The organism is Acinetobacter halobius (assembly GCF_044130335.1).
In the GTDB taxonomy this organism is placed as follows: domain Bacteria; phylum Pseudomonadota; class Gammaproteobacteria; order Pseudomonadales; family Moraxellaceae; genus Acinetobacter.
This window is the reverse complement of the sequence record NZ_JBIQOD010000023.1, coordinates 1-24,888: the sequence shown is the minus strand read 5'-3', so window position 1 is coordinate 24,888 and position 24,888 is coordinate 1. Positions and strand designations below refer to the sequence as shown.

Here is a 24,888-nt window from a genome sequence, read left to right as displayed (position 1 = left end):
CAATATCTTAAAAAAGATCACCACGGTGGTCTTTTTTTAGCGTTGTTGGTGGCTATGATACAGTTTTCGAAATTGATCGGGTGTATACACCATCCAGCGCTTAAACATGTTGATAAAGGCCGATGCATTGGCATAGCCCAAATCTAATGCAATACTTTCCACTTTTTTCCCTTCGGTTAGCATGCTCATGGCTTTCATGACTTTTAAGCGCTGCCGCCATTCATTCAAAGACATGCCGAGTTCTTTTTGGCTATAACGCGCAAGTGTGCGTTCAGTCATATTGTGCTGAACTGCCAGTTGTTGCAAAGCGCTGTTGTCGGCAGGGTGTAAATGTAAAAAATCTAAAATACTCTTGAGCACAGGATGTTCGGAGTGTGGTAAATAACTACTCACCAATTCTGCATGGTGTAGTTGGTCAAGCAAGACATAAAGTAAGCGTAAATGCTCAGCTGAATCATCTGCCAAGTGGTACTGTTTTAAATGTTTAAAGAGTGCGGTGACTAAAGGTGAGCTCAGCATAATACCGGCTTGCTGTGGTAAGTGGCTGCATAAGCTTTCATGGATATAGAGCGTACCGTGAGAAACATCGGTACGGTTTAAACCGCTATGTGCGACATGGGGTGGTAGCCAAATTCCGTATGGCGGTGGAGTGAGATAGTCAACTTGATTAATATGGACTTCCATGACTCCATTAAATGCATAGACAAATTCACCCCATGCATGTCCATGTACGGGATAAACCGACTGAGCGGGATCATCGCGAAAATGAATCCACAATAATTTATCAATATGATCATTGGTCGGTAGTTGTTTGAGTGGTGCACTGTTTTTTTGTTGTTTGTAGGGCATGGCTGAAATTGCCTGAATAAGAAGATCTCTTGTCTGTTTTAGATTATATGTTTTATTTCAGACAAATTTATAGTATGGGTTCATCTTTTTTAGTGGAGCAGATCGTGAGCAGTCGTCAGGCGCTAGACGGAAAAGCCTCAGGTATTATGCTGGGGCTTTGCGTGTTATGGGGCTTACAACAAGTGGTGTTAAAACTTGCAGCCCCTGATATTTCTACAGTGATGCAAATTGCGCTTCGATCAGGTCTATCTGCATTGATGGTTTATCCTATGATTAAGCTAGCAAAGGGGGCTTCATTATGGGGGAGTGATTATTTGCCTGCAGGCATTTTGGTGGGGGTATTATTTGCAGCCGAATTTTTTTTAGTGGCACAGGCTTTACGTTTTACCTCTGCTTCGCATACCGTGGTTTTATTGTATACCGCCCCTATTTTTGTGGCACTGGGTTTACACTGGAAACTGCCGTCTGAGCGTTTGTCGGTCATACAGTGGTTAGGAATTGGATTGGCATTTTTTGGAATTGTAATTGCCTTTTTATTTCATCCTTCTGATTCTCAAGCTTTAGTCACATCGGCTTTATGGGGGGATGTCTTGGCACTTTTAGCAGGGATTTTATGGGCAGCCACCACGATCGCTGTTCGGCTGACCAAATTGGCTGAAGCACCTGCGACACAGACCTTGTTTTATCAGTTGTTTATCGCATTTTTATTGCTCTTGCCGCTTTCTTTCTTTATGGGGCAGGCCACCATTCACTGGTCCGCACTGTCGATCAGTAGTTTACTGTTTCATACCGTGGTGGTGTCATTTGGTAGTTATCTGATTTGGTTTTGGCTATTAAGAAAGTATTTGGCTTCACAGTTGGGCGTATTTTCTTTTCTAACCCCGATTTTTGGGATGTGCTTTGGGGTGATGTTCTTAAAAGAACAGTTGGAGCTGAATTTCTTATTGGGTACGGGTTTTGTCTTGATGGGGGTAATGGTGGTGAGTCTACATCACAAGATTAAACAATACTTACAGGCCTTTAAAGCGGCTTTGCAGTAAAAAAATCATGTATGTTTTGGACTAAGGTTAGGCTTTACCTGTGATGTATAAAAACCGTGTCTTATCTATATAGAAGAGATAAGACACGGTTTTATTAGGATTTATCATCAAAAATTTTGGAAAGTGGAATGGCGAGTTTTGCAGCCAAGTAATCATCTGACTCCACCAAGGCAGGACCAATTTTTTGCATCCAGACATCGTCAGGATGTATATTGCCTAAGTCCTGACGCTGTGGCAGTGGATAGGGAAGCCTGCTATAAAAACTCCAAAAATCAACGTGAGACAGATTGCGTACAAGAACATATTGATTGTCATCAGTACGTTTAACTAAATTCTGTGTTTCAAGCATGAGGACGTAACTTGGCCAGCGACCCAATTCATCTCGCCCCAAGATATCAAGCGCTTCATCGTCTGAAACACTTAAGCCTTGTTGTTGCTTTTTATAAAATAGTTCCAGTAAATCCATCAACATAATAACAGGATGGCGCTTTTGTTCTTTATGAGAGGTAAATGCAGTAAGTGCATAACTAATTTCAACCCCAATCAGGACGATATTCCATGATAGAAAAATCCACAGCAGGAAAATGGGAATTGCGGCAAACGCACCATAAATAATTTCATAACTGGTAAAGTTCGACATAATAAAACCGAACAAATGTTTCAGTAATTCAAAGACAATAGCACTAAATAAACCAGCAATGAGAGCCGATTTAATCGGCACACTTCGGTTTGGAATGGTCCAATTTAAAATAAAAAAACCAAGTACCGTTAAGGCGAATGAAATTAACCAAAATATAAAAGCACCATCTAACTCATAGCCTGCAAAATTATTGCTTAAGACATTTAAAGAGGCGACAGTAGAAGAAATAACAAAGGCACTACCGAGGAGAATTGGTCCTAAAGAAATAATGGTCCAGTAGCGCATAAAGCCAATAATGCCACCGCGGGTTTCGCGCACTCGCCAAATTCGGTTAAAGACAGTTTCAATACTGGTCAGCATCATGACCGTTGTGACGAAGAGAAATAAGATTCCGATAATGGTCAAATTACTCGATTTATCGGTAAAAGCATTGAGAGCCTTATCAAAAGCAATGGTGGTTTTAGGTAAAAAATTACTATAAATCAATTGCTGTAATTGCTGACGTGCAGGTTCCAGTGCTTTGATGGACGAGATGATGACCAAGAAAACTGTCAGCATTGGTACGACCGCAAACAAGGTAGTGTAGGTCAGTGAACCTGCTTGTTCACGACAACGGTCGGCCTCAAAGCGCCGTACTACAAATAAGACGAACTGAAACCAAGTTTTCTTATAGAAAGGAAGTTTTTTTAAGTACTGTTCTAACATAGGCAAAGTATCTCTTTGTTTTCTTCATCTTTTCTACATTTTTCACTCTAAGCTTAACCAAAAAATAGAAAAAATACCGTATAGTTTTATTTTTTCTGTCACCGAACTCTATTCATGCAAACCTATGTTTTAGTTTTATATTACAGCAAATATGGCAGTACCCGTGAAATGGCGCATTTGATTGCAAATGGAATTGAGGCGAGTGGTATAGCTGTAAAAATTCGAACTGTTCCAAATATTTCAACTGTGGTGAAAGAAGCAGAAGCCAGTATTCCTGCCGATGGTGATATTTATTGTAGCGTAGAGGATTTGGAAAACTGTGCAGGTTTGGCACTAGGCTCCCCCACGCGTTTTGGCAATATGGCGTCTGAAATGAAATATTTTCTCGATCAAACCACCAGTCTTTGGCTCAATGGTGCTTTGCATGGCAAGCCTGCTTGTGTATTTACCTCATCAGGTTCGATGCATGGTGGGCAAGAAAGCACCTTGTTGACCATGCTTCCCCCGTTATTTCATCATGGCATGATGATTCTTGGTTTAAACAATGCTGTTCCAGCACTGTCGAATACAAAAACAGGCGGGACGCCTTATGGGGCGAGTCATGTCAGTGGTCCTCGGCATGACCAGAGTTTAAGCCAAGATGAAAAAGTGTTGTGCGAAACACAAGGAAAACGTCTTGGCGAAGTTGTAAAGAAATTGCAAGCCTAGTGATTGCGACATGAAAAAGTCCATGAATGATGGGCTTTTTTATTATTCAATTGGTGTTAGGTGTTGTTCTTTAAATTTGGCACCACAGTTTAGGCATTTATAGTCGAGAAACACATTTTTATCGACAATCACACCTGCTTTTTTACCAAAGCGATGTCCTAAAAAACCACCTGTGACCCCAATACTGACTGCACCGACGAAGGTGCCAATGGTACCGCCCATAATGACTCCTAAAGGCCCAGCCGCTGCACCGATCGCTGCGCCTATAGAGGCTCCAGATGCTGCTCCCCCAACAGTACCTGCGGTTGCACCTGCTGAACTGAGCAATACGCCTCCAATTTTTGTCAGTTGTTGCTCATGATTTCTTTTTTCGATATCACTTGAGCCACACTTTGGGCAGAGAATTGTTTTTTCCATAGCTTATTTGACCTATAAGGGCTAGCTGTACTTAAAATATATAGCCTGATTATGGTGTTCATGACGCATGACAACCGTGTTACCTCAGATCTAAGATTTCTAAACATCTGAATCTAGAGTAAATACTAGCTGAATTTGAGTTGAGAATATTTATTAGACTTGTAATTTTCTGGGAATATCTACGCTGTTTCTGTAGAGTCTTACTCCATTGTTCTCGGTATTCAAGTTCATGGCTTAACTTAGTTGGCAAAGTGAATCCGATTTCGTCCCGCTTCTTTTGCACAGTAGAGGGCTTTATCTGCTCGTTTAAATACATCTTCGGCATCGGTATCTTGTTTGCCGACCTCTGCAACGCCTATGCTAACTGTAAAACATAGTATTTCCTGTTCATAACTGACTTCCATCGCTTCGATGGTTGAACAAATCCGTCGAAAGATTCGCATAGCCTCATCACCTAAGCAGGCAGGTAGAATAATGGCAAACTCTTCGCCACCAATACGGGCTAAAAAGTCTTCATCACGCAGTATGCTTCGTATTTTTTTCACCATTTTTTTGAGCACATAGTCACCTGCAGTATGCCCATAGCAATCATTTAGCTGTTTAAAGTGATCAATATCTAAAATGCCAATGCTAAACGGTACGCGGGATTTGCTAAAATGCAGCATGGTTTGATGGCTTTCTTGTACAAATACTCTTCGGTTAAAAGTGCCTGTCAGTTCATCGGTAGAGGCTAAAATAGCCATCTCTTGAACTTGTAAATGTAGTTTGATGTTTAACGCTAACCATTTTGCAAGGGTTTGTAACAGGATGGCTTGCTGTAGGGTGTAATGATGTTTACGCACATCGGCCACATTGAGTGTACCAATACAAATATCATTATGAATCATTGGGGCATCCATACAGCTACCCATACCGTGTTCAGAAAGCATTTGACAGTCGAGTTCATCCGACAGGCTTAAGTCATCGCAAATGATCAGTTGTGACTCAGCAAAAACTCGGCCTACAAAAGTTTGTCCAATTGGAATTTTAAAATCCATCGGAATTGCATGATTGCCCGAAATTGAGTATAGCTTGAGATAATCTTCAGTATCTTGCAGGGTGATGCTGGCCCGATCTGCATCGAAAACGTATGAAATCCAGTAGGCAATTGTATCTAATACTACCTGTAAAGAGCTGGCTTTACTTAGGTCGTGAATAAAGTCGACGGGAAGTTGAATGGAGTGAGCTCCATCAAATCCTGATAATTGATTTGGATCAAACGATCGTTCACTCGTTTCTTTCTTCTTTATCATTTGTGTGGCTTTCTCAATAAAAAAGTATTTCGTTTAATCGCTGTTTATTTTTAGTCTTAGAAAGTGGTTATGACCATTTAAATTTGATCATGCTATATAAATCATGTTTCTCCAACTTAAAAATGTAATTAAATTGATAAAAGACGATATATTTTTTACTTTAAATTAAAAGTAATCTACCGCGCAAATATGGCGCTTGTGTGTGGATGACCTGCGGGTCATGAATGTCATAAAAAAAGAGCATTTTAAAATGCTCTTTTTTTATGGAGGGTGCTGTGATTAGTCTCGTACAAATTCTACAGTGCCTTTTGCTAGTGACTTAACTCGAGCTAGAGATTCGATGCGATATCCCTTTTCAAGCAAAATATCGCGACCAGGCTGAAATGATTTTTCAATCACAATACCTACACCCACGACTTCTGCTTTGGCTTGATGAATTAGATCTATTAGACCAAGTGCAGCCTGACCATTGGCCAGAAAGTCATCAATCACAAGTACTTTGTCTAATGAGCTGATGTGTTTATTTGAAATGGCAATGGTGCTTTCTGTTTGCTTGGTAAATGAAAATACCTTTGAACGATAAAGCTCATCTTTTAAGGTTAAAGATTGGTATTTCCGCGCAAAAATAACAGATACGCCTAGTTCTAAACCTGTCATGATTGCAGGTGCAATCCCTGATGCTTCAATCGTGATGATTTTTGTGATGCCAGCATCTTTGAAACGGCGAGCAAATTCTTTGCCGATCAATTGCATCATCACTGGATCAATTTGGTGGTTTAAGAAAGCATCAACTTTCAGAACTTCATCAGATAGAACGATACCTTCGCTTAAGATTTTCTGTTCTAGTGCGTACACGGGAGAATCCTCTAAGGGCAGGTGCTTTTTCAAGCAAATGCGTATTTTAGGAAGCACCTGAAAAAATGCAAGTAAAATTCGTCAAAATGACTAATTGCTTGCACCTTTATAGCTCGTTAAGAGCAATCCATAAGATGTTTTCTTATCAACATGGCTGACTTTAACAGGAAGATAGTCTAATTTCGGAGCTAGCCAGAAAATGGTTTCACGGCCGGGCTTATCATGTTTCATGACTACTTTAATGGTCTCGAAAGTTCCATAATCTGTTTTGATAGATTCAGTACCTTGCTTCACAAATTTACGTGCTTCAACCTCTTTAGCATCGGCCAAATAGTAAGTTGATTTTAAACCACCATTTTTAATGTCTTCACGAATTTGCAATTCTGCATTGAGCTCATCTAAGACACCCGCTTTCCATGCAAATGAACGCGTTTCGTTGTCTTTCTTGGTATTGATGGTTTTTGCTGCTGGATTGAAGTTAATACTCATGGTGTTGTTATGCACCAAAATTTTACTGCTACGGCTAAAGCTATTGGACTGAATTTGTTTGCCATTTAAACTAAAGCGGCTACTTTCGGTTGCTGAGGCAATACCGCCTGCTTTGGCTGCAAAAACATAGTTCCAGTTATTACCTGACTTTGATAAAGTCCGAGTTGCAGAGCCTAAATTTTTGCCATTATAGTTAAATTGATAACTGGCCTGAAATGGACTCATGGCAAAGGTTTGGCTTGAGAACCCGACAAATAGCAAAGCGCTCATACTTGTCGCGATTGTGGCTGTTTTCAATTTTGATTTAGCCATAAGAAAAAGTTTCCTATTTAGTTGTAGGCACAAAATTTTTGCATATAACTATTATGCACATTGATTATGAAGAAAAAATTCGAAACATAAGGGGAACTGTAGTTTTATGTTTCATTTACATATTTGAAATTACGGTTTTGTCACCAAATGATCAGCTATTTTTGTCGAATGGGAGAGACTGTACTTTCATCCAAATTGGGTTCAATCAAATCATCAATCGAGGTTTGAGAGAATTTATTAAATAGTGCAGTTAAATTGACGTTACCAATCACGACCAATTCGGCTTCACGTAGCACAGCATGATTAACATGGACTTTGCCTAGCGTGTCGATGATTGAACGGTTTTTGCCTAACCAACGGTTCAAATTTAAATGTAGTAACTCATCTTTAACCTTAATCACATTCAGCTTTTCTAAAATCATACCTAAAGGATCTTGGTTTAGGATTTTTTGATAAAAAAACAGGGCACAGCGCACGCCCATTTTATGAAATACCGTTGGGTATTCAGCATCTAGCACACTGGTATCGCTGATTTGTTCGAACACAATCAATTGCGTTTTTTTATTCAATTCCATTTGCACCAATTTCAAGTCAACAGAGAGCGTCAGTTTGAGACCGTTATAATCGAGTGTGGCATATAAGCGTAACCAGTCATCATGTAAGTCTGCATGTAAGTCTTTTAACATTCTCACATTGTCGGTCACAAATCGTTGAAATGTGGCGTTTAAAAAGACTTGAGACATTGGAAACTCGCGCTCATCCTCAATAAATCCTTCCGCCTTTTGATAAACTTGGCGTAAACGATTAGAAATATTGGAAATAAGCGTTTGCATAAGAGGCGTCCTAGCTAATCAGTGTTTTTGAGCGATCAGATCTCTGGTTGAAATGTTTGAAAAATACTGCTCATGAAGCTTGCAGTTTAGCAAAATTAATTGCACCATTTTCATGATTTTATGAAACAGTGAATCTACAGGGTACAGTGCCTCATTCTAAGCAATAAAATGAAAACTGTGTCTATTTTATACTGCGTACATACGCTTAGGGGAACAAGACAAATTGTCGGTTTGAAGTGATGTTCAAAAAAATAAATGTAATGCCTTTGGCGCATAATTGGTGGAAAGACCCAATTTTTACAGCAACCGTTGTGCTTGCAGCTTTTTTGCATCTGGTGATTTTGACTGTACAGTTTGCCATGCCTCAAGAAAATGATGCCGCAGTGAAAGAAATTGCAGTGACTTTACGCCCTTCAGATCAAAAAATTGAAGATGCGGATTTCTTGGCGCAAGCGGATCAACAGGGTTCTGGCACCTTTCGCGAGTCCCACCGGATGTCGAGTGATATGCCCGTGCCGATGCTTGAGCAAAGTGCTGGGGAACAACAGCGAGAAGCTTTAGAACAGGTCCAGCAAAAGCGTGAATTAAATTTTGAAGAAAAGTTGTTAATGACGACACTTAGCTGGCAAAAACAAGCGGAAGATAATCAGCGCAAAAAAGCCATGGAAGAAATGAACAGCCAGTTTCAGGCCAAAGCAGCCATGGTGGCAAGCCTTGAAGCGCAATATTTGCAACGTCAACAAAACTTTAGCCGTCAGCAAAAAATCAAAACAGTTGATGGTATTCAAGCCAAGCAAGATATTTCGGCAGCCTATCTTGAAAAGTTTCGTCAGAAAGTAGAATTTTATGGCAACCGTTACTACCCAGAAGCAGCTAAACAACAACGACTGGCGGGTGAAGTACGTTTAATGGTGATTTTAAATGCTTCAGGTGGTATCCGCGCCATTCGCCTGATTGATAGCTCAGGGCATGAGATATTGGATGAAGCAGCAAAGGCATCAGTACGTAAAGCAGCCCCGTTCGGCGCTTTCGATACCAAAATGAAGGATATTTCTGAGTTACGCATTGTACGCACATGGCGTTTTGACCCAGCAGAGGCAGAGTTTGAAGTTCATTGATATTCTTGCTTCTTTATGGGAAATTATAATGATTAAATTAATTTATAAAAAAACATGTAAAACAATATCTTAAATTTTTATTCCGAGGTTTATTTATTTTTTCTCAATAAAAACATAATCTTATATTTAAAGGTGAAAACTTGAATTGATAATAAAAATAATTATCATTTGCAGTATGTTTTTTGTTAAATATTTTAAAGCATTCGTGAATCTTTCTTAAAGCAAGTTAATGGGGGAGGATGCATGCATGTTTTTTAATATTTGATCCCTGTTATAAGGATATAGTTTCATGTATTACTCCCCAACTTTAAAGCGCTTCAAAGTTAGTCCACTGATATTGGCTATGGCAGCAGCCACAGTACTTCTCCCAACTTTGGGGTCTGCAGCACCCACTACGAGCGATGAAAGTGCACAACTTGAAACGATTACGAGTCAAGCCGAGGAAGAGAATCCATCTGTAACGGAAGGGACAAAGAGTTATACGGCGAAGAGTGCCAGTACCTCTACCAAATTAAATTTGTCACTTCGCGAAACACCGCAGTCGGTTAAAGTTTTAACCCGTGAATATTTAGATGACACTAATATTAATTCATTTCAGGAATTATTGAAGAATGTAACAGGTGTCACTGTAAACCAGTGGGATGAGCGTCAATATCCAACGGCTCGTGGTTTTGATGTCGATTATTACCTGTTTGATGGTGTGCCAAGTACTTCAGATTTTGATAATGCGGGCGATCCAGATTTAAGTTTATATGATCGAGTAGAGTTGGTAAAAGGGGCGAATGGTCTGATGACAGGTGCAGGAAATCCTGCTATCGCGATTAATATGGTTAGAAAACATGCAAACTCTAAGGAGTTGACAGGAAATGTGAGTACTTCTCTAGGTTCATGGAATGCATGGAACAGCACTGCAGATATTTCTACGCCATTAAATTCGGAGGGTAGTGTTCGTGGTCGTGTGGTAGTAAAACACGAACAAACAGATTCCTTTGCTGACCATTATAATAAAGACAATAATGTGGTTTATGGTGTGATTGATGCAGATTTAACTGATAGTACATATTTATCGGTAGGCGCAAGTTACCAGAATCTTGAACGAAGTGGGATTAAATGGGGTGGTTTGCCCGCATTTTATAGCGATGGTACACGTACTAATTTTGATGACTCCAAATCAGTTACCTCTGACTGGACATATTGGAATGCAGATACAACTTCTGCGTTTGCCACATTTAAGCAAAAATTATGGAATGACATTAGCTTGAATGTCAATTATGACTATCGCCAATTAAAAGGTGAAACAGCCTTATTGTATTTATGGAATACGACGGGTGTAGATAAAACGACCAATAGTGCATCGGGATTATATCCTTATACGAGTGAATCTACATTTACTCAGAATAATGTGGACGCTTCATTTTCAGCCCCATTTACTGTTGCCGGGTTAAAGCAGGAGGTGATTGCTGGCTTTATGTATAATCAGAGCAAGAAAACGGATGCTGCCTATGGTAATCCGTTGCTTGATGATTATGTAATTGACTTTGATGAAGCAGCAAATTCAAGGCTTTTGGGTTCAATCAATAACAACAATAAAATGCCATCCAATAAAACTACACAGACAGGCGCTTATGTCGCAGGTAAATTTACCTTGTTGGAACCTTTAAAACTGGTGACAGGGGTACGTTTGTCTAACTGGAAATATGAAAGTGAAGATGGCGATGGTAATCGTGAGTTTAATAACGAGGTTACTCCTTATGCAGGTCTAATTTTCGATTTTATGGACAATTATTCTTGGTACATGAGTTATACCAGCATCTTTAAACCAGAGGATAAAAGAGGTGTTGATCGCCAATATCTTGATCCTCGTGAAGGTAAGAGCTATGAAACGGGTTTAAAAGGTGAGTTATTGGATGGTAAGTTGAATGCTGCATTATCAATATTTAAAACTAAACAGGATAATGTTGCAGAAGAAATCAGTGGTGTATTTGTCCCTGATGCAAATGGTAACCCAACGACTGAAAAAGCTTATCGTAGCGTAGATGGTGTTGAAAGCAAAGGCGTTGAGTTTGAGCTAGATGGTGAAATTAAAGATAATTGGAATCTTAGTTTCGGTATCTCGCATTTCGATGCACAAGATGCGAATGGCAAAGAAGTCCAAACAACATCTGCACGTACCAGTGTTAATCTATTTACCAAATATAAAGTTGATAAATGGAGCGTAGGTGGTGGTCTAAATTATAAGAGCAAGACTTATGTGGATGAAAGTTTAGGTCGAATTACGCAGGATGCTTATGTATTGACTAATTTAATGGTCGGTTATGATTTTAATCGAAATATCAAGGCGCAACTGAATATTAATAATATATTTGATGAAAAATATTATGAAGGTCTTGGTATGAATGGCATGGTCTATGGCGCACCACGCAATGCAACGTTAACTTTCCGCTATCAATTCTAAAAAATCTTGAGAAATAAAAAACGGCTTATTAAAAGCCGTTTTTTGTTGGAAATATGGATAAGTCTAGGCTTATTCACATGCAATCTTGACTTGAGTAAGCGCTTTCAAAGTTTCAGACTTCAACTTTAAATGGCTGTATCATTGTTTTTCAGTTGTTATGCTATGTGGTCTTTGACCCAGCAGAGGCAGAGTTTGAAGTGCGTTGAGCTGTGCATTTCTAATCAGGCTTTGATTATGTGGGTGAACTCAGTTTATTGAGTTGCACGGACATAGGCGCCGTCTTGATGTCCACCCATCCAAGTTACGCTTAAATGAGACTCCTCTTCATCTAAGCGGATAGGAAAAATTTCTAAATGCTTGCTATATTTAGGCAAAGCTTTTAAACCAATACAGTTGCCATTTTTCCACCATGACCCTTCGGCATATTGGTCTAAAGAGCCAACAGCTAAATACCATTTAAATTTGCCGTCAGGTTCTAGTAGAAGCTCAGAACCAACCTCCATAACGCCCTGCAAATAATAATGTCCAGCCCAAGCCTGAGCTGAATCTAGAAACTTTACTTCCTGACAGGATGTTTGATTTTCATCATTGCTCTTGGCATAAAGTGGCGTGGTGCAGGATAGGGCGATCATGCAGAGTAGTTTTGAAATTGGTGTATGCATTTTTATAATCTCTTCATCTATTTTTTCATCTTGCTTTATTTTTAGCATAAATAAACCCGATACATCGAAATGAATCGGGTAAGTTGTTTCAAATCTAATAGTTACTGTGCTAAATAAGGGTTTTCAAAACCGAGTTTAGCCAAAATTTCAATTTCGATGCCTTCCATTTCTTCAGCATCTGCTTCTGATGTTTCATGGTCATAGCCCATAAGGTGCAAAGTGCCATGGACCAGCATATGAGTGAAATGCGTCAGTGGCGCTTTGTTTTGTTCTTTTGCTTCCGACAACACCACAGGAATACAAATGACCAAATCGCCAATGGGAAATGAGTCAAGAATCTGCGCCATTTCATCGGGCAAATCACTAGGGAAAGACAACACATTGGTTGATTTATCTTTGCCACGATATTCCAAATTCAATTTATGACTTTCATCATGGTCAACACAAGCAATACCAATTTCACAGTTACTCTGTGTGCCAATATGACGTAAAACAGTTTCTACAACTTTTTTGAGATAGCCACGTTTCAAGACCAATTCAGGGGCTTGAAAGTCCTGTTGTAGAGAAAGACTCAGTTTCAAAATAGATCCTTAGATAATAAAGCCTACTGACAGGGTTTAGCTGTCAGTAGGCTGTAATTTAATGCTGAGCATCAGCAGCAGCATCATTTTCAGCCACTAAGGCTTCTTGACGCGCTTTGCGTTCAGCACGCGCTTCAGCGGTTAAGCGATGTTGTTCTGCATCCCATCCCTCATAAGCTTCAACAATTTTTTGCACCAGTTGGTGACGTACCACGTCACGTGAGTGGAAACGGGTGATGTGAATTTCTTTGATCTTGTCGATGATGCGCAAAGCATGTGCTAGACCAGATTGCTGGCCACGTGGTAAGTCGACCTGTGTGATATCTCCAGTAATCACTGCACGTGAACCAAAGCCTAAACGTGTGAGGAACATTTTCATTTGTTCAGGTGTGGTATTTTGCGCTTCGTCTAAAATCACAAAAGAGTGGTTTAAGGTTCGACCACGCATATAAGCCAGTGGTGCGACTTCAATCACCTGACGTTCAATCAGTTTTGCCACTTTTTCAAAGCCAAGCATTTCATACAAGGCATCGTAGAGTGGACGTAAATACGGATCTATTTTCTGGCTTAAATCACCTGGTAGGAAACCCAGTTTTTCACCTGCTTCAACGGCAGGACGAACCAATAAAATCCTTTGAATTTCGTTACGTTCTAGCATATCGACTGCGGCTGCAACGGCGAGATAGGTTTTACCTGTACCCGCAGGTCCAATACCAAAAGAAATATCACTTTGTAGAATACGCTGCACATAACGCTTTTGGTTAGCACCGCGTGGATTGATACGACCTTTACGGGTTTGAAGCCACACTTCATCTAAACCAGTGTGCTCTTGCCCATCAAGGTCTTCTTGCAATTCACGGTCAGTCTGACTGCCTTGAATCATGAGGTGTAAGGTGTCGGCACTGATTTGTACCGTATTTTCTGCTTCTTCATGCAGGCGATGGAGCAGACCTTCTGCTCTCTCAACTGCATCCATTTCACCATCGACATAAAATGCATCACCTCGATGGGAAATAGTGACATCTAAACGCTGTTCGATTTGTTTCAAATGACCGTTATAAGCACCGAGCATGCTCTTTAAACGTTCAATTGAAACCCCAGGAAAAGTTACTGTACGTCGAATCGCTGCAGTCAAGAGAATTCCTTTAAGTAGTCAGAATCTATTCTCTTACATTACGCCACGTCAGGCTCAAGATTCAAGAGTTCGCCATAAACAAAATTCAAAGTTTTAATCTCTGTCACTTCGATTTCTGCGAAACGTCCGACCCATGCTGCATCACCAATAAAACTCACATAACGAGTGTTATCCGCCGTACCAATCAGTAGGTTTGGATCTTTATCCGAAACTTTCTCGACCAAAACGCGTTGAATCGTGCCGAGCATGGCATCGGTCTTTTCAATACTCGATTGTTTAATCCACTTTTGGACTTTGGATAAACGTTCTTTTTTCACGTCTTCAGAAGTGGTGTCTTCAAGCTCAGATGCAGGTGTACCCGGACGCTTTGAGTAAACAAAACTATAGGAATGGTCGAAGTCCATGTCTTTGATAAATTTATAAGTTTCTTCAAAGTGTGCATCGGTTTCACCTGGGAAACCAATGATAAAGTCACTCGATAAATGCATGTCTGGGCGAACTTTGCGTAACTTGGCAATTTTGTCGATATAGACGTCAATGGTGTGGTTACGTTTCATGGCTTGCAACACATCATTTGAACCGCTTTGTACAGGCAAATGTAGATGCGATACCATTTGTGGTAAATCACGGTAGCACTGAATCAAGTCATCATTAAACTCAAGCGGGTGTGATGTGGTATAACGCAAACGACCAATCCCTGGGATTTCTGCAACAAGACGTAACAAGTCTGCAAAAGTACAGATATTGCCTTCGAATGTTTCACCGCGGTAACCATTCACGTTTTGACCTAATAGCGAAATCTCACGGACGCCTTTTTCGGCTAAGGTGGCAATTTCAGCTAAAACGTCATCCAGTGGACGAGAAACTTCTTCACCACGGGTGTAGGGCACCACACAGAATGAACAATATTTTGAACAACCTTCCATAATTGAAACAAAAGCCTTGTAACCTTCCACACGCGGTTCAGGTAAAAAGTCGAATTTTTCAATGTCAGGGAAAGAAATATCTACCAATTTGATTTTTTCTTTCTTGGGTTTTTCGATTTGATCAAAGTGCTGATCGAGCATTTGTGGTAAACGGTGCAAGGTTTGTGGACCGAAAATCATGTCGACATAGTTGGCACGTTTTTGAATGTTGTCGCCCTCTTGAGAGGCTACACAACCACCGACACCAATGATCAGGTCAGGGTTTTTGTCTTTCAGCTTGCGCCAACGACCCAGCTCAGAGAACACTTTTTCTTGGGCTTTTTCGCGAATCGAACAGGTATTCATCAGTAGAATATCGGCTTCTTTCGGGTCTTGGGTCAGTACATAACCGTGTGAGTCGCCCAGTAAGTCTGCCATACGGTGACTGTCATACTCATTCATCTGACACCCTTGCGTTTCGATATACAGTTTTTTAACTGATCCATCGGTGGCTGGGGTGTGCTGTGGCTGGGTGACAGTGTTTTCTGAGGCAGCTTGGGCACCATTTGGAATGAAGGTTTGAACCGTCATGTAGGCTCCTAAGGGGGATAAATCTAGGTTTTTTGTGTCTGATCGGTATCTGTGGCGGCGAAAGCAGGGCTTGGCTAGCGACAAAAATGCTCGATCAAGCACCATTTGAAATCTACGAAAGGCGCATATTTTAGCAGGAAATCTGAATAAACTTATAGCTTTAAATCTGAAGCTAAAAAGATTGATTTGTGAAGTGAAAATACAGGAAAATTAATATTGTCTAATCATAAGGTTACATAAGAGAACAATAGAGTCTGTTATGAGTTATTAAACTAATCAAAATGATGAGACGAGACTAGGCTATACAAAGATGACAGAAGGCACACCCATGTTAAAACGATTACAGAATAAATATTATCAAGTGTTTGCGTTGGGTGTAGCTGCCTTGGGTTTATCTGCAGCGACACATGCCGCAGATGAACAATTCAATGATGCTTTACGCGCAGCCAATACGGGTAATGCCAGCTTGTTGCAAGAATATCAAAGCAGTATGCAGGGTGATGTCTTGGGCTATTACCCTGAATATTGGCTATTAAACAGTAATTTAGCGTTGCAACCAGCGGCCAATATCGTGGGCTTTGCACAGCGCTATCCTCAGTCCGCGATGGCTGAAAAATTGGCAGCAGACTATATTGAAGAAAAAGTCAAAATGGCTGACTTTACTTCCGCACAGCCAGTATTGGCGTATGTGTCTAATGCAGACCAAGCAGAAAGCTGTGCTATGGCGCAAGTCCGCGCCAAGTCGGGCGACCCTTTGGTTTTCGCCGAATATAAAGATGTTTGGCTCGCGACCAATTCACAACCTGAATCATGTACTGGGCTGGGACGCATGATGCTGTCGAGCCCTCTCATGACGGAACAAGACAAGCAACAACGTCTATGGGCGCAGCTACGTGCAGGGCAGTCAGGTCAAGCGATTGCAACTGCACAAACCATCGGTATGAATTTGTCTTTGGCGCAGCTGAATAGCATTCAAGCTGATCCACTGAACTATCTATGGTCAGCACCGAAAGCATCGGCTGTAGATCAAGCATATTTAATTTATGCCATTGGGCGCTTAGCCGATAGTGATCTAAATACTGCATTGGCTTCGGTAAAGCGTGCTGCAGAGGGTACCCCTGAGTCGGTGCAAAAAGCGTTGTACCGTGCTGTGGGGTATATCGGTGGCACAACTGTCATGAAAAATAATTTTAATGTGGAGGTATTACAAGCCTTCGATCGGAGTTATGGTTTGGCATTTAGTGAAGAAGAAGCCGAAATTTATGCGCGCCAAGCCATTCGCTTTGGTGCATGGGAGAGTGTGATTCGTGCCGTTGATGGTATGAGTGTGACGCAAAAACAAGAAGATCGCTGGCAATATTGGTTAGCCCGAGCTTCAGAACAACGAGGTGATGCAAAGTCAAAAGCCTTGGCGCGTGAGATCTTCAAAAAATTGTCAGTAGGTGACGATTATCATAACTTATTGGCAAAAGATCGTATTGGACAACGTTATCAGACCATTCCTGCGAATACCCAACCGAGCAATGCAGATGCGCAGCGTTTGAGTCAAGATATTCACTTTAGTCGTGCTTTTACACTGCGCAATGTCAACGCACCAGACAATTATGTCAACCGTGAGTGGAATTGGGCGGTCAGACAAGCTTATTTAAAACAAGATGATGGTTTAATTTTAGCTGCAGCAAAACGGGCAACGGAGATGGGGTGGTATGACCGAGCGATCTATGCGGCCGATCGAACAGTCAAGCAACATAACTATAGCTATCGCTATGCCATGCCACACCAAAGTTATGTGGTGAGTCACAGTCGTAATGCAGGCATAGATCCTGCATGGGCGTATGGGCTAATGCGCCAAGAAAGCCGCTTTGTCACCCATGCTCGCTCGCATGTCGGGGCAGGTGGCTTGATGCAAATCATGCCAGATACGGCAAAATTGGTCGCAAGACAAATGGGTGAAACCTATAATCCAGCCGCACTGAGTGATATGAATACCAATGTACGTTATGGCACTTTCTATCTGTCCATGATCCAAAGTCAGTTAAGCAATAATCCAGTGTTGGCGACAGCAGGTTATAATGCGGGTCCGAACCGTGCACGTCGTTGGCAGCCTGAAAATCAAGCCATTGCAGCGGATCAATACACGGAAAGTATTCCACTGACTGAAACCCGAGATTACGTCAAGCATGTGATGAGTAATGCCACGCATTATGGTGTTTTGCTTGGCCAAGGACCGCAGTCCATTACTCAACGTATGCAAAATATTCCTTTTAAAAGTCAATAATAAAGGTCTAGACATTTTATGGTTTTGATGTCACTCCCATCAGTCTTAACGCAAAAACTACTGCAGATGATTGGTAGTAGTCTTGTTTTGGGATTTTTTACGACATCTGCTCATGCTGCACCGACGGTATTTGGTTATGTGATGGAAATTCAAATGACACCCGCCGTGTGTATGTTTGATAACCAAGGCTCGAAAAAACGGAAGTGTCTAGAGGGTTATTCACTCAATATTACGGGTTTATATCCTGAAACCACCACACGGGAGTGTCAGACCAATTCTTCTGCGGTCCTTTCTCCGCTTCAAACCAAAGTCGTGGCGAGAGTCATGCCTGATGAACATGCGCGCCGCCAGTTATGGGCAGAAATTGGCGGTTGTGTGCCGATGAATGCTAGTCAGTATTTCCGTAATGTGATTAATTATGCAGAGCGTTTAAAAATTCCTGCAGATTTGACTTCTTCTGAAAATAAAACCGCACAGCTCAATACACTGCGAGGGCAATTTCAACGTTTAAACCCAGGGCTACCTGCAAGTGGGCTACGTTTTAGCTGTCGGACACAACGACAAACCAACATTTTGACCGAAGTCAAGGTCTGTTATAAACCCAACGGTCAGTACAAAGCTTGTGCAGAGAATATTCAAGAAAACTGCCCAAGTTCCTTTGCGATCAAAGGTTCTTACTAATCTCTTTTTCTAAATTAATTTATATTTCCTATCATACTTTTGTTGGAATTCATTCTCTTTTACATGCATCTGCCAAAGTATTGGAGTACAATCTTTGCCGTTTATGATTATTAAGATTAGATAGAACAGCTATTTAATCATATCTAACGTTCCTCAAATGGAGATAAGTACATGAAGCAACCTGTTCGCGTTGCCGTTACTGGCGCAGCTGGTCAAATTGGTTACAGCCTATTATTCCGTATCGCTAGTGGCGAAATGTTAGGTAAAGACCAACCAGTTATTCTGCAATTGTTAGAAGTTCCTTTTGAGAAAGCTCAAGCTGCGCTTAAAGGCGTAATGATGGAATTAGACGACTGTGCTTTCCCATTATTGGCTGGCATGATCGGTACTGATGATCCTAAAGTTGCATTTAAAGATGCTGACTACGCGTTATTGGTTGGTTCACGTCCACGTGGTCCAGGTATGGAACGTGCTGACTTATTGAAAGTGAACGGTGAAATCTTCATTGGTCAAGGTCAAGCACTAAACGAAGTTGCTAGCCGTGACGTTAAAGTACTTGTTGTGGGTAACCCAGCAAACACCAATGCTTACATCGCAATGAAATCTGCTCCAGATCTTCCAGCGAAAAACTTCACAGCAATGTTACGTCTTGACCACAACCGTGCCTTGACTCAACTTGCTCAAAAAGCAGGTGTTGCAGTTTCTGACATCGAAGACATGACTGTTTGGGGCAACCACTCTCCAACAATGTATGCTGACTACCGTTTTGCAACTGTGAATGGCGAAAGCTTAAAAGACAAAATCAACGATGCAGCTTGGAACAAAGATGTGTTCCTTCCAACTGTTGGTAAACGTGGTGCTGCGATCATCGAAGCACGTGGTTTGTCTTCTGCTGCGTCTGCTGCAAATGCTGCAATCGACCATATGCGCGATTGGGCTCTTGGTACAAACGGCAAATGGGTAACAATGGGTATTCCTTCTGACGGTTCTTATGGTATTCCAGAAGGCGTAATGTTCGGTTTCCCTGTAACAACTGAAAATGGCGAATACAAAATCGTTGAAGGTCTTGAGATCGACGAATTCAGCCGTGAGCGTATCAACTTCACTCTGAACGAGTTAGAAGAAGAACGTGCAGCAGTTGCTGACATGGTTAAATAATTTAATCGAACTGATTAAGTTGAAAAAGCACTCCATTTCGGGGTGCTTTTTTTATACAAATGCTTTATTGAACAAAAAATAACATGCTGAGATATAGACACAACTGACTAAAAAATAAGCATACCTTAATCTGTAAAGGTATGATCAAGGGCTTGAGGAGAACAATGATGTTTGATCAACAACCGACTTTAGAACTTTTATTTGAGCAATTGGGGCTTGATGCAAGTGCGGATGCGATAAATCAGTTTATTGACACACATCAACTCACTTCAGATGTTCCATTGCATAAAGCACCTTTTTGGTCTAAAGCACAGCATGATTTTATTATCAGCAATTGGAAAAAAGATGATGAATGGTCATTGGTCGTTGACCAGTTAAACGAGCAATTACACACAGAAAATAAATTTTCGGGTTCGTGTCATTTATAATCACAAATTGAAACAACAAACCTAGTTTTAAGACTAGGTTTTTTTAAAAAATACATATAAGTTAATTCAATAACAATTGACAATAGTATTGATAAGGAGGGCGAGATGCTCAATCAACACAAACCATCCTTAGAGCTTTTATTCTCTCAACTGGGACTTGCTAATAGTGCAGCTGCCATTGAGTTATATATTCGTACGCATCAACTACCCGCCCATCAATCTTTACATGATGCAGCGTTTTGGAATCCAGCACAGCGTGCATTACTCATCAGCCATTTGGTGCAAGATGATGACTGGGCGATTATGGTCGATGAACTCAATCAACAACTGCACTTAGATGCTTATAAGCTTCAAACAGCTTAAATGAATAATCACAACTGAAATCAACACGGTCTTTGAACTATAAAAAACGCCTGATCACAGGCGTTTTTTATTCTTTAGGTGTATAACTTGGATGCCCACATTTTAGTGTAATTTACTTTGTATGAGTTTGATAAACCAATCTTCTTGATGGAAGCTGATAAAAGCGGCATGTTCACGCAGTAAAATGAAATCAAACTCTGTACTTTTTGCATATTTTCCAAGCCAGTGTCGTGCCAATGCAGATTCTTTTCTACTCACAGAGGCGTAGGCCAAAAACAGGTAAATATCACCCTGACCATAGCTGGTCAGTGGTTTTAAAATTTGCTGTGTAATCAACGCAAAGCGATCTTCTTTGGTGATTTCAAAGTACAGCATATATGCCTTAGCAAGATGCAAAGACAAATTGAGGTACAAAGACAGAGGCATTTCCTCAAACTCAATTCGACCTTGCTCAAGTAATACCACCGCTTCTTGTAAAAAGTGGACTTGTTCTTGGCGCAGTTGGCTCAGTGTGACTAACTGTAAGCGCAAATCAGCACGCTCAAGTGCTAATTCAGGGCTATTGCCTTGTAAGTAGAGTTGGTCTGTTTCACCAATACGCTGAATAATGTGTTGACTGTTGGCACGCATCGGTTACATCCTCCTCAATGAATGTTCAGTATATGAGGATACTTTTTACAATTTAAAGTCTTATTGCCTGAATTACAGGATTGTACTGTCACTCCGTAACCATGCGGTAATTGATAAACGCTGATGTTTTGCTTTTAAAACCTCATGTAGCAAGTCACTTTGAAACAGTGCGATACGATTTGGCTTGGGTTGCAGTACGTGCCAAATGTTATTTTTATCTTGTAGATGAAGCTCGCCTCCCCAGCTGTCTTGCCAGTCTTCATGTAAGTAGTAAACCGCAGAAATCATACGACCATTTTTACCTTGAGGATTATCACGGTGTAGTGCATAAAACTCGCCGGCGTTATAGCAAGCAAAATGCGCTTCGACGTCCCGAATACCAAGATAGAAAGCACGGTTGAGCTCTTGACCTAAGCTAAAAAGGGACTGTACATGTCGATTGGAAATGTGGAGTTCGGGATGTAACCATAAAATGTGATCACTACGGATCTTACTGATGACACCGTTTTGAATAGCGGCTTCACGAAAGCGGTTTAAGTTCGAAGTACATTCTTCAATGAGTTGATGTACATAGTCACCAGAGTAGGCGTCATCAATGATGGCAAAACCATGTTGATCTAAATCATCTAGGATTTGATCAACATTCCAAGACTTTGGGAGAAGAACTGCTTCCATAACATAAAACCTAAAAGACAAAGAAAAGCCGCTGTTATTCTAGTGTAAGAAAGCTGTCTGAACGAAACTATTTTTCATGCTAAAATACTCATTGATTTTAGGAATAATACAAACATGAATTACCGTCACCATTTCCATGCAGGCAACTTTGCCGATGTCATGAAGCATGTTCTTTTGCTTCAGATTTTGACTCGCCTCAATCAAAAAGATAAACCGTATCGTTATATTGATACGCATGGCGGTGCTGGTAAATATGATTTATCGACTTCAGAAGCACAAAAGTCAGGTGAGTTTTTAAATGGCATCCATCGTTTAGTGAAACTAGATGATTCAATCAAGCGTAATGCGCCTGAAGGCGTTCAGCAGTATTTAAAAATTGTTGAAAAAATGCGTGAAGGTTCAGGTAAAGGTGCCTATCCTGGTTCGCCGTGGTTTGCCTTAGAAGGCATGCGTGAAATCGACAAAGCCACTATTTTTGAAATGCAGCGTGATGTATTCCAACAGTTGTATTACAACGTTCGTGATAAACGCGCGGGTTTGCATGAGCGCGATGCGTATGAAGGCTTACTCGGTGTCATTCCGCCTAAAGAAAAACGCGGTTTGGTGATGATTGACCCACCTTATGAAGTTGAACGTAAAGACTTTCCACAGTTAGTTGACCTGATTGCAGCAGCACATAAAAAATGGTCAACAGGGGTCTTTGCGATTTGGTATCCAATTAAAGACCGCGCGATGATTGAACGTTTTGAAAAGAAAATGATTAAAACGGGTATTCGTCGTCAGTTGATCTGTGAAGTATGTGTTTGGCCAGATGACACTCCAGTGGGCTTAAACGGCTGTGGTCTATTGGTGATTAACCCGCCTTGGAAGTTCTCCGAAGATGCCGATGAGGCGTTACAGTGGTTATTCCCGCATTTACGTATGAGTGAAAATGGTGGTCATGCTGCTGTTCGTTGGTTAGTTGGCGAATAAAGACAGACTTAAAGAGAAAAAGGCTACATTAGGATCGACAGAAAATGACAAATATAAATAAACCTGAAAGCGAATCTACTCCACGCAGTGTTCCCAGCTTTGATGGGATCACTTTCGAGGTGGAAGAAGAAGAGCATACACAGGAAGGTCAAAAAGTAAAACGTCGAGGTATTTATTTGTGGCCGAACCTGATTACAACGGCAGCGTTGTTGTCAGGCTTTTATTCCATTATTGCTAGTATGAATGGTAATTTCCAACAAGCGATTTATGCTATTTTCTTAGCAGCATTGTTGGATGGCCTAGACGGCCGTGTGGCACGTGCAATTGGTGCGCAGAGTGCTTTTGGTGAGCAGTATGACTCTTTGTCTGATTTACTTGCCTTTGGTGTTGCGCCAGCGATTTTAATGTATAGCTGGAGTTTGGATTCGCTGGGTCGTATCGGTCTAGCGTGCTGTTTTGTCTATACCGCATGTGCTGCGTTCCGTTTAGCGCGTTTTAATGTGCAAATTGGTGTAGTCGATAAGCGTTACTTTATTGGTGTGGCTAGTCCACTTGCAGCCATTATCATTATTTCATTGGTTTGGGTTGGGCTCGATTTTCCTGAAATTTTTGATATTCGTGAGCGCGGTATCCAAGCAATCAGCGCTGTAGTGATTGTTTCTGTTGGTCTATTGATGATTTCGAATATTAAGTATTATTCATTTAAAACAGTAGATCGCAAGCGCGTTCCATTTTTTGTTCTGCCGATTGCAGTCTTTATTTTTGCAGCAATGACCTACAATATTCCTGTGGGTATTTTGGTGATTTCCTTGATTTATGCGTTATCTGGATTTGTTACGACATTTTTAGCACGAAGCCAACAAAACCCATGATGAGTTAATAATATGTAGAAGGAGTGCGATATGTGGTTGTTCCAAGATTTTCTCGATCAGTCTAAACAACTTAATCAAACTCCTTCACGGTCTTTGCCTGCCTACCATCCGCCCAATAAGAAATACAAAATCATTCATCAGGCTGTAACCATTCCTAACCTTCCTGCACCATTACATTACTTAAATTTTTTGAGTATGATCGGGCAGCCCAACACGCCTATGCTTCGGAATAACAGTGCGATTAGAACCACAGCACTAGACACAGCAACGGTTCTAGCCAGTAGCAGTCCGCATATGGCAGGTCAACTGAGTCGCTATTCTATTTCTGCTGAATGTGCTTTTGAAAAACAACAATTTAAATTTGCAAACAAAGAACACGTTATAGGTGCATTTCCTAAATTTCAGATTCAACGAAAAGATAGTGAACTAAGCTTTGAGATAGAAGTTATCACCACACCCTTGATTTCTCATTTTACCAAGTTACGTTTTGGCTTAGCTGAACATTGGTCGGTGATGTGTCAGTGTCAGGGCGAGGTAAAATACAAAGGACAACACTATGACATAGATCAACTCGGCGCATTTGAATATGGGCGCAGTGTTGACTTTAGTTATGTTCCTTTAGCTTTTTTTACATATCAAATCATTAATCTAGCAGATCAACGTCAGCTCTTATTAGAGCAAATTCGGGATTCATTTAATCGAGTCGTTCAGTCACGGATTTATTTACGTGATTTAAAAAAGCAGCAGACTTCCATGTTTGACCAAATGGTACGCTTTCAAGTTCATCGTGTTTATCCTGCTGTGAAAACGCCAAATGGGCAAAAAATGTATTTACCACGAGAGTTTGAATGGTGTTATCAAGGTGAGCAGGGATATCGGATACATATTTGCGCACAGAGCCGTGGAGACTTTAAGTTTGGCTTAGCAGCAGGTTATGTAGGAAGCTTTAAATATCAAGTCAAAATTGATAACTATGAGGAAAATGGTGAAAGTGGCTACTGTGAATATGTCGACTGTCGTGCTTTAAAGTGGCAAGAACATAACTCACAAGAAAAAATACGCAATGAAATTGGAGAAATTGTTCCCTTTTCACTCAAGAAATAAGAAAAAAGTAATATTTTGCTGATTAAATAAACAAGTGGGAGTTTTTTTATAAATAATTGAGAGAAGGGGGTTGCAAGGGGATAGAAATGCTGTAGAATGCACATCCATCGGCGGTGATGAAGATTAAAACTTCTGATAAA

At 40.8% G+C, this 24,888-nt stretch carries 25 protein-coding genes; 12 read left to right on the top strand and 13 right to left on the bottom strand.

Annotation, left to right across the window (positions count from 1 at the left end; genetic code table 11):
* Positions 1 to 36: 36 nt before the first annotated feature.
* Positions 37 to 849 (bottom strand): AraC family transcriptional regulator, encoded by an 813-nt coding sequence (locus ACE01U_RS15395; protein WP_086208930.1) that lies wholly within the window; start codon positions 847 to 849, stop codon positions 37 to 39.
* Positions 850 to 953: 104 nt separating this feature from the next.
* Between ACE01U_RS15395 and ACE01U_RS15390 the strand changes: the two genes are divergently transcribed.
* Complete coding sequence (locus tag ACE01U_RS15390) at positions 954 to 1,889, top strand: DMT family transporter (RefSeq protein WP_110974097.1); 936 nt, start codon at positions 954 to 956, stop codon at positions 1,887 to 1,889.
* 94 nt (positions 1,890 to 1,983) lie between these two features.
* On the opposite strand, the gene ACE01U_RS15385 is transcribed toward ACE01U_RS15390, so the two are convergent.
* A complete protein-coding gene (locus ACE01U_RS15385; RefSeq protein ID WP_395579871.1) occupies positions 1,984 to 3,234 on the bottom strand; it encodes a YihY family inner membrane protein in 1,251 nt (416 codons plus the stop codon).
* Between the two features lie 114 nt (positions 3,235 to 3,348).
* Between ACE01U_RS15385 and wrbA the strand changes: the two genes are divergently transcribed.
* Positions 3,349 to 3,942 carry an NAD(P)H:quinone oxidoreductase gene (wrbA, locus tag ACE01U_RS15380; protein ID WP_395579870.1) on the top strand — a complete coding sequence of 198 codons (594 nt, stop codon included), beginning with the start codon at positions 3,349 to 3,351 and terminating at the stop codon, positions 3,940 to 3,942.
* A 42-nt stretch (positions 3,943 to 3,984) separates the two neighbouring features.
* On the opposite strand, the gene ACE01U_RS15375 is transcribed toward wrbA, so the two are convergent.
* The 5 genes from ACE01U_RS15375 to ACE01U_RS15355 form a co-directional block, all read right to left on the bottom strand.
* A complete protein-coding gene (locus ACE01U_RS15375) occupies positions 3,985 to 4,359 on the bottom strand; it encodes a hypothetical protein (RefSeq protein WP_086208927.1) in 375 nt (124 codons plus the stop codon).
* 239 nt (positions 4,360 to 4,598) lie between these two features.
* Positions 4,599 to 5,651 (bottom strand): sensor domain-containing diguanylate cyclase, encoded by a 1,053-nt coding sequence (locus ACE01U_RS15370; protein ID WP_086208926.1) that lies wholly within the window; start codon positions 5,649 to 5,651, stop codon positions 4,599 to 4,601.
* Between the two features lie 279 nt (positions 5,652 to 5,930).
* The gene (locus ACE01U_RS15365) at positions 5,931 to 6,506 is read right to left on the bottom strand and encodes a xanthine phosphoribosyltransferase (RefSeq protein ID WP_086208925.1); all 576 of its coding nucleotides are present in this window, start codon (positions 6,504 to 6,506) and stop codon (positions 5,931 to 5,933) included.
* A 90-nt stretch (positions 6,507 to 6,596) separates the two neighbouring features.
* Complete coding sequence (locus ACE01U_RS15360; RefSeq protein ID WP_086208924.1) at positions 6,597 to 7,307, bottom strand: DUF3108 domain-containing protein; 711 nt, start codon at positions 7,305 to 7,307, stop codon at positions 6,597 to 6,599.
* 155 nt (positions 7,308 to 7,462) lie between these two features.
* Positions 7,463 to 8,140 carry a hypothetical protein gene (locus tag ACE01U_RS15355; RefSeq protein WP_110974084.1) on the bottom strand — a complete coding sequence of 226 codons (678 nt, stop codon included), beginning with the start codon at positions 8,138 to 8,140 and terminating at the stop codon, positions 7,463 to 7,465.
* Between the two features lie 260 nt (positions 8,141 to 8,400).
* On the opposite strand from ACE01U_RS15355, the gene ACE01U_RS15350 reads away from it, so the two are divergent.
* On the top strand, positions 8,401 to 9,258 hold the full coding sequence (locus ACE01U_RS15350) for an energy transducer TonB (RefSeq protein ID WP_395579881.1): 858 nt from the start codon (positions 8,401 to 8,403) through the stop codon (positions 9,256 to 9,258).
* Positions 9,259 to 9,547: 289 nt separating this feature from the next.
* Positions 9,548 to 11,713 carry a TonB-dependent siderophore receptor gene (locus ACE01U_RS15345; RefSeq protein WP_395579869.1) on the top strand — a complete coding sequence of 722 codons (2,166 nt, stop codon included), beginning with the start codon at positions 9,548 to 9,550 and terminating at the stop codon, positions 11,711 to 11,713.
* Between the two features lie 251 nt (positions 11,714 to 11,964).
* Here the strand turns inward: ACE01U_RS15345 and ACE01U_RS15340 are convergent, their stop codons facing one another.
* The 4 genes from ACE01U_RS15340 to miaB all read right to left on the bottom strand — a co-directional run bounded on the left by ACE01U_RS15340 (position 11,965) and on the right by miaB (position 15,587).
* Entirely contained in the window at positions 11,965 to 12,375 is a 411-nt protein-coding gene (locus ACE01U_RS15340) for a hypothetical protein (protein WP_086209183.1), read from the bottom strand.
* A gap of 101 nt (positions 12,376 to 12,476) precedes the next feature.
* Positions 12,477 to 12,956, bottom strand: coding sequence for an rRNA maturation RNase YbeY (gene ybeY / locus ACE01U_RS15335; protein WP_086208921.1), 480 nt, complete (start codon positions 12,954 to 12,956; stop codon positions 12,477 to 12,479).
* A 58-nt stretch (positions 12,957 to 13,014) separates the two neighbouring features.
* Positions 13,015 to 14,091, bottom strand: a complete 1,077-nt coding sequence (locus tag ACE01U_RS15330; protein ID WP_062032459.1) for a PhoH family protein — start codon at positions 14,089 to 14,091, stop codon at positions 13,015 to 13,017.
* Between the two features lie 38 nt (positions 14,092 to 14,129).
* Positions 14,130 to 15,587 carry a tRNA (N6-isopentenyl adenosine(37)-C2)-methylthiotransferase MiaB gene (miaB, locus tag ACE01U_RS15325; protein ID WP_395579868.1) on the bottom strand — a complete coding sequence of 486 codons (1,458 nt, stop codon included), beginning with the start codon at positions 15,585 to 15,587 and terminating at the stop codon, positions 14,130 to 14,132.
* Positions 15,588 to 15,897: 310 nt separating this feature from the next.
* On the opposite strand from miaB, the gene ACE01U_RS15320 reads away from it, so the two are divergent.
* The 5 genes from ACE01U_RS15320 (at position 15,898) to ACE01U_RS15300 (ending at position 20,495) form a co-directional block, all read left to right on the top strand.
* Positions 15,898 to 17,865 carry a lytic transglycosylase domain-containing protein gene (locus ACE01U_RS15320; RefSeq protein ID WP_395579867.1) on the top strand — a complete coding sequence of 656 codons (1,968 nt, stop codon included), beginning with the start codon at positions 15,898 to 15,900 and terminating at the stop codon, positions 17,863 to 17,865.
* Positions 17,866 to 17,931: 66 nt separating this feature from the next.
* The gene (locus ACE01U_RS15315) at positions 17,932 to 18,546 is read left to right on the top strand and encodes a ribonuclease T2 family protein (RefSeq protein ID WP_228146990.1); all 615 of its coding nucleotides are present in this window, start codon (positions 17,932 to 17,934) and stop codon (positions 18,544 to 18,546) included.
* 171 nt (positions 18,547 to 18,717) lie between these two features.
* Entirely contained in the window at positions 18,718 to 19,704 is a 987-nt protein-coding gene (locus ACE01U_RS15310) for a malate dehydrogenase (protein ID WP_086208917.1), read from the top strand.
* Positions 19,705 to 19,871: 167 nt separating this feature from the next.
* Positions 19,872 to 20,132, top strand: a complete 261-nt coding sequence (locus ACE01U_RS15305) for a DUF2789 family protein (protein ID WP_395579866.1) — start codon at positions 19,872 to 19,874, stop codon at positions 20,130 to 20,132.
* A 105-nt stretch (positions 20,133 to 20,237) separates the two neighbouring features.
* A complete protein-coding gene (locus ACE01U_RS15300) occupies positions 20,238 to 20,495 on the top strand; it encodes a DUF2789 family protein (protein WP_086208915.1) in 258 nt (85 codons plus the stop codon).
* A gap of 102 nt (positions 20,496 to 20,597) precedes the next feature.
* Here ACE01U_RS15300 and ACE01U_RS15295 read toward each other — a convergent pair whose 3' ends face one another.
* Both ACE01U_RS15295 and ACE01U_RS15290 read right to left on the bottom strand, forming a co-directional pair.
* Positions 20,598 to 21,125 (bottom strand): hypothetical protein, encoded by a 528-nt coding sequence (locus ACE01U_RS15295; RefSeq protein WP_086208914.1) that lies wholly within the window; start codon positions 21,123 to 21,125, stop codon positions 20,598 to 20,600.
* A gap of 72 nt (positions 21,126 to 21,197) precedes the next feature.
* Positions 21,198 to 21,800, bottom strand: a complete 603-nt coding sequence (locus tag ACE01U_RS15290) for a 2OG-Fe(II) oxygenase (RefSeq protein WP_395579865.1) — start codon at positions 21,798 to 21,800, stop codon at positions 21,198 to 21,200.
* A 114-nt stretch (positions 21,801 to 21,914) separates the two neighbouring features.
* On the opposite strand from ACE01U_RS15290, the gene ACE01U_RS15285 reads away from it, so the two are divergent.
* From ACE01U_RS15285 to ACE01U_RS15275, 3 genes are read left to right on the top strand one after another with little or no spacing between them, the layout of a single operon-like run.
* Positions 21,915 to 22,772: a 23S rRNA (adenine(2030)-N(6))-methyltransferase RlmJ gene (locus tag ACE01U_RS15285; RefSeq protein WP_086208912.1), complete on the top strand. Its 858-nt coding sequence runs from the start codon at positions 21,915 to 21,917 to the stop codon at positions 22,770 to 22,772.
* 44 nt (positions 22,773 to 22,816) lie between these two features.
* Positions 22,817 to 23,644, top strand: a complete 828-nt coding sequence (gene pssA / locus ACE01U_RS15280; protein ID WP_086208911.1) for a CDP-diacylglycerol--serine O-phosphatidyltransferase — start codon at positions 22,817 to 22,819, stop codon at positions 23,642 to 23,644.
* A gap of 30 nt (positions 23,645 to 23,674) precedes the next feature.
* Complete coding sequence (locus ACE01U_RS15275) at positions 23,675 to 24,748, top strand: DUF6670 family protein (RefSeq protein WP_119064820.1); 1,074 nt, start codon at positions 23,675 to 23,677, stop codon at positions 24,746 to 24,748.
* Positions 24,749 to 24,888 lie beyond the last annotated feature (140 nt).

Coding starts and splice junctions, on each gene's coding strand:
- ACE01U_RS15395 (WP_086208930.1), bottom strand. CDS start 849: ATGCCCTACAAACAACAAAAAAACAGTGCACCACTCAAACAACTACCG.
- ACE01U_RS15385 (WP_395579871.1), bottom strand. CDS start 3,234: ATGTTAGAACAGTACTTAAAAAAACTTCCTTTCTATAAGAAAACTTGG.
- wrbA (WP_395579870.1), top strand. CDS start 3,349: ATGCAAACCTATGTTTTAGTTTTATATTACAGCAAATATGGCAGTACC.
- ACE01U_RS15375 (WP_086208927.1), bottom strand. CDS start 4,359: ATGGAAAAAACAATTCTCTGCCCAAAGTGTGGCTCAAGTGATATCGAA.
- ACE01U_RS15370 (WP_086208926.1), bottom strand. CDS start 5,651: ATGATAAAGAAGAAAGAAACGAGTGAACGATCGTTTGATCCAAATCAA.
- ACE01U_RS15360 (WP_086208924.1), bottom strand. CDS start 7,307: ATGGCTAAATCAAAATTGAAAACAGCCACAATCGCGACAAGTATGAGC.
- ACE01U_RS15355 (WP_110974084.1), bottom strand. CDS start 8,140: ATGCAAACGCTTATTTCCAATATTTCTAATCGTTTACGCCAAGTTTAT.
- ACE01U_RS15350 (WP_395579881.1), top strand. CDS start 8,401: ATGCCTTTGGCGCATAATTGGTGGAAAGACCCAATTTTTACAGCAACC.
- ACE01U_RS15345 (WP_395579869.1), top strand. CDS start 9,548: ATGTATTACTCCCCAACTTTAAAGCGCTTCAAAGTTAGTCCACTGATA.
- ACE01U_RS15340 (WP_086209183.1), bottom strand. CDS start 12,375: ATGCATACACCAATTTCAAAACTACTCTGCATGATCGCCCTATCCTGC.
- miaB (WP_395579868.1), bottom strand. CDS start 15,587: ATGACGGTTCAAACCTTCATTCCAAATGGTGCCCAAGCTGCCTCAGAA.
- ACE01U_RS15320 (WP_395579867.1), top strand. CDS start 15,898: ATGACAGAAGGCACACCCATGTTAAAACGATTACAGAATAAATATTAT.
- ACE01U_RS15315 (WP_228146990.1), top strand. CDS start 17,932: ATGATTGGTAGTAGTCTTGTTTTGGGATTTTTTACGACATCTGCTCAT.
- ACE01U_RS15310 (WP_086208917.1), top strand. CDS start 18,718: ATGAAGCAACCTGTTCGCGTTGCCGTTACTGGCGCAGCTGGTCAAATT.
- ACE01U_RS15305 (WP_395579866.1), top strand. CDS start 19,872: ATGTTTGATCAACAACCGACTTTAGAACTTTTATTTGAGCAATTGGGG.
- ACE01U_RS15300 (WP_086208915.1), top strand. CDS start 20,238: ATGCTCAATCAACACAAACCATCCTTAGAGCTTTTATTCTCTCAACTG.
- ACE01U_RS15295 (WP_086208914.1), bottom strand. CDS start 21,125: ATGCGTGCCAACAGTCAACACATTATTCAGCGTATTGGTGAAACAGAC.
- ACE01U_RS15290 (WP_395579865.1), bottom strand. CDS start 21,800: ATGGAAGCAGTTCTTCTCCCAAAGTCTTGGAATGTTGATCAAATCCTA.
- ACE01U_RS15285 (WP_086208912.1), top strand. CDS start 21,915: ATGAATTACCGTCACCATTTCCATGCAGGCAACTTTGCCGATGTCATG.
- pssA (WP_086208911.1), top strand. CDS start 22,817: ATGACAAATATAAATAAACCTGAAAGCGAATCTACTCCACGCAGTGTT.
- ACE01U_RS15275 (WP_119064820.1), top strand. CDS start 23,675: ATGTGGTTGTTCCAAGATTTTCTCGATCAGTCTAAACAACTTAATCAA.